General features: G+C 44.3%; 2 protein-coding genes. Both read left to right on the top strand.

The annotated features are described in order from the left end of the window. Window positions 1-519: carbamoyl phosphate synthase small subunit (locus RDS42_RS13350; protein WP_308784088.1), on the top strand; the 519-nt coding region annotated here is incomplete at its 5' end. After that, window positions 503-3,636, top strand: a 3,134-nt coding sequence (carB, locus tag RDS42_RS13345) for a carbamoyl-phosphate synthase large subunit (protein WP_308784087.1), incomplete at its 3' end; no start/stop codon positions are given. The genes RDS42_RS13350 and carB, both read left to right, overlap by 17 nt.

Genomic DNA, 3,636 nt, shown 5'->3' with positions numbered 1-3,636 from the left:
AGAGGCTGCAGCGTCATGGTATATCCATGGAACACTTCTTATGAAGAAATTCAAAAACAAAACCCGGACGGCGTCTTTTTGTCTAATGGACCGGGCAATCCGAAGGATGTAAAGCCGGTTCTGGAACTGGTGCGGAAATTAAGAGGAAACTTCCCAATGTTTGGAATCTGCCTTGGACACCAGATGATCGCGCTTGCCTATGGCGCCGGGACTTATAAGCTGAAATTCGGACATCGGGGAGGAAATCATCCTGTAAAAAATCTGAAAACCGGAAAAATAGAAATTACGTCCCAGAATCATTCTTATGCCGTAGATTGTGCCAGCCTGAAGAATACTGATCTGGAGATGACCCATATCAATCTGCTGGATCATACAGTAGAAGGGCTTGCCTGCAGAAAAGATCAGGTTTTCAGTGTTCAGTATCATCCGGAAAGCGCCCCCGGACCTCAGGACAGCGGGTATTTGTTTGACCAATTTATACAGATGATGGAGGAAAACAAACATGGCAAAGCGAACTGATATAAAGAAAATATTAGTTATAGGTTCTGGGCCTATCGTAATCGGACAGGCGGCGGAATTTGATTATGCAGGAACACAGGCATGTCTTGCGCTGAAAGAAGAGGGGTATGAAGTGATTCTGTGCAATTCCAATCCGGCTACCATAATGACAGATCCTGCCATTGCAGATAAAGTCTATATGGAGCCTCTTACCCTGGAATATATGGCAAAAATTGTCCGCCATGAGCGTCCTGACGCCATTGTACCCGGAATCGGAGGGCAGACAGGATTGAACCTTGCAATGCAGCTTGAGAAAAAAGGAGTTTTAAAAGAATGCCAGACAGAACTGCTTGGGACGAGAAGTGAAAGCATCCGGCAGGCAGAAGACAGGGAGCTGTTTAAAGAATTATGTGAAAAATTAGGGGAGCCGGTACTGCCGTCCCTTGTTGCCAATACTGCAGAAGAAGCCCTCCAGGCGGCAAAGGCCATTGGTTATCCGGTGGTTCTGCGTCCGGCTTTTACCCTGGGCGGAACAGGCGGAGGGTTTGCAGACAATGAACAGGAGTTTCTTGGACTTATCCATAATGCCCTGGCTTTGTCTCCGGTTCATCAGGTACTGGTAGAAAAAAGCATTAAAGGATTTAAAGAAATTGAGTATGAAGTCATCCGTGACTCTAATGACACAGCCATTACAGTGTGCAATATGGAAAATCTGGATCCTGTGGGGATCCATACGGGAGATTCCATTGTAGTATGCCCTTCCCAAACCCTGACCAATAAGGAGTACCAGATGCTGCGGGACAGTGCACTGAGGCTGATCCGGGCTCTTAAGGTAGAAGGGGGATGCAATGTACAATTTGCGCTGGATCCACATTCCTTCCAGTATTATGTCATAGAAGTAAATCCCCGTGTTTCCCGTTCTTCTGCACTGGCGTCGAAAGCAAGCGGATATCCTATTGCCAGAGTGTCTGCAAAAATCAGTGTAGGCATGACTCTGGACGAGATCCCTCTTGTAAACACACCGGCTTCCTTTGAACCGGCTTTAGATTATGTGGTAACGAAGATGCCGCGTTTTCCTTTTGATAAATTTGCAGATGCCAATCAAAAGCTGGGCACTCAGATGAAAGCAACCGGAGAGGTGATGAGTATTGGACGAACCTTTGAGGAAAGTCTGTTAAAAGCAGTCCGCTCTCTGGAAATAGGCGTATTTCATTTGTATATGGAAAAATTTGACGGAAAAACAAGAGAAGAGCTTCTTTCTTATATAAAAGCAGGAACAGATGACAGAATCTTTGCCATTGCACAATTACTGAGAATGGGCTGCAATGTTCAGCAAGTCGCTTTTGAGACAAAAATTGACGGCTTTTTTCTGGAAAAAATCAAAAAAATCATAGAAACAGAAAATATGGTAAAGGCAGATCCGTGGAACAGGGACGCTCTGTACCAGGCAAAAAAAGAAGGCTTTTCCGATCGTGCCATAGCATGGCTTTGGGATACAGATGAAGCTACAGTCTTTCGTATCAGAAAAGAATCGAACTTGTTTCCGGTTTATAAAATGATCGATACCTGTGCTTCGGAATTTGACAGTTATGTCCCCTATTTTTACTCTACTTATGAAGAGGAAAACGAATCAATAGCAGAAGACAGAAAAAAAATTCTGGTGCTTGGTTCCGGTCCGATCAGGATCGGGCAGGGAGTTGAGTTTGACTATTCGACAGTCCACGCTGTGAAAACAATCCGCAATGCCGGGTATGAAGCCATTGTGATCAATAATAATCCGGAAACAGTTTCTACGGATTACACGACTTCCGATAAACTGTATTTTGAACCGCTTTGTGTTGAGGATGTGATGAATGTAATTGAGCTGGAGCACCCGGATGGCGTAATAGCATCTCTGGGAGGTCAGACTGCTATTAATCTGGCAGAGCCTCTGGAAGCCAGAGGCGTAACGATCATCGGAACAGACTGCAAAGCAATCGAAAAAGCGGAGAACAGGGATTCCTTTGAAAAGCTTTTAGCTGCGCTTTCTATCCCGCAGCCTAAGGGTCAGGCTGTAACAAATATTGAAGACGGTGTAAAGGCGGCAGCAGCAATAGGCTACCCTGTGCTGGTACGCCCTAGCTTTGTGCTGGGTGGAAGAGCCATGCAGATTGTGGCAAAAGAAGAGCAGCTGCGGCAATACCTGAAAACAGCAGTGGAAATCAATGAAGAAAAACCGGTATTAGTGGATCATTATATCAGGGGAAAAGAAGTGGAAGTCGACGGAGTATGTGACGGCCAAGATGTATTTGTACCTGGTATCATGGAACTGGTGGAGAGAACTGGCGTACATTCCGGCGACTCTATCAGTGTGTATCCCTGCTACAGCATTTCAGACCATGTAAAAGAAGTGATCCTGGATTATACTAGAAAATTGGGTCTTGGAATTGGAATCAGAGGATTGTTTAATATTCAGTTTATTGTGGATCAGGAGGAAAACGTATATATTATAGAAGTAAATCCACGTTCATCCAGAACTGTTCCGTTTTTATCAAAAGCTACCGGTTATTCCCTGGCGGATATTGCCACAAGGGTGATCCTTGGCATCAGCCTGAAAGAGCAAGGTATCGATACATGCTATCCGGAAGAAAAGAATTTCTGGTATGTAAAAGCGCCTGCCTTTTCTTTTGCAAAGTTAAATGGAATGGATGCCTATCTGTCCCCTGAGATGAAATCAACAGGAGAAGCCATAGGCTATGACCGAAAATTTCCCCGTGCCATGTATAAAGCCTTAATTGCTTCCGGTGTAAAAATGCAGAATTACGGAACTGTTATGGTAACCCTTGCAGATGAAGATAAAGAGGAGGCTCTGCCGCTTATTCAGAGGTTTTATGACATGGGATTTAACATAGAAGCAACAGTTGGAACCGGAGAATTTTTGAAAGAACATGGAATCCGTACACGTATTCGCAGGAAACTCAGCGAAAACAGTACAGAAATCCTGGAAGCTATAAGATCTGGCTATGTAAGCTATGTTATTAACACAAGAGCTATTTTGTCCGGCATTCATTATGAAGATGGACTGGCAATCAGAAGGACAGCCATTGAAAATAATGTAACTATGTTTACCTCTTTGGATACCGTAAAGGTACTTTTGGA

The organism is uncultured Blautia sp., from assembly GCF_902497045.1.
In the GTDB taxonomy this organism is placed as follows: Bacteria; Bacillota; Clostridia; order Lachnospirales; family Lachnospiraceae; genus Blautia_A.
This window is presented reverse-complemented; position numbering and strand designations above follow the sequence as displayed.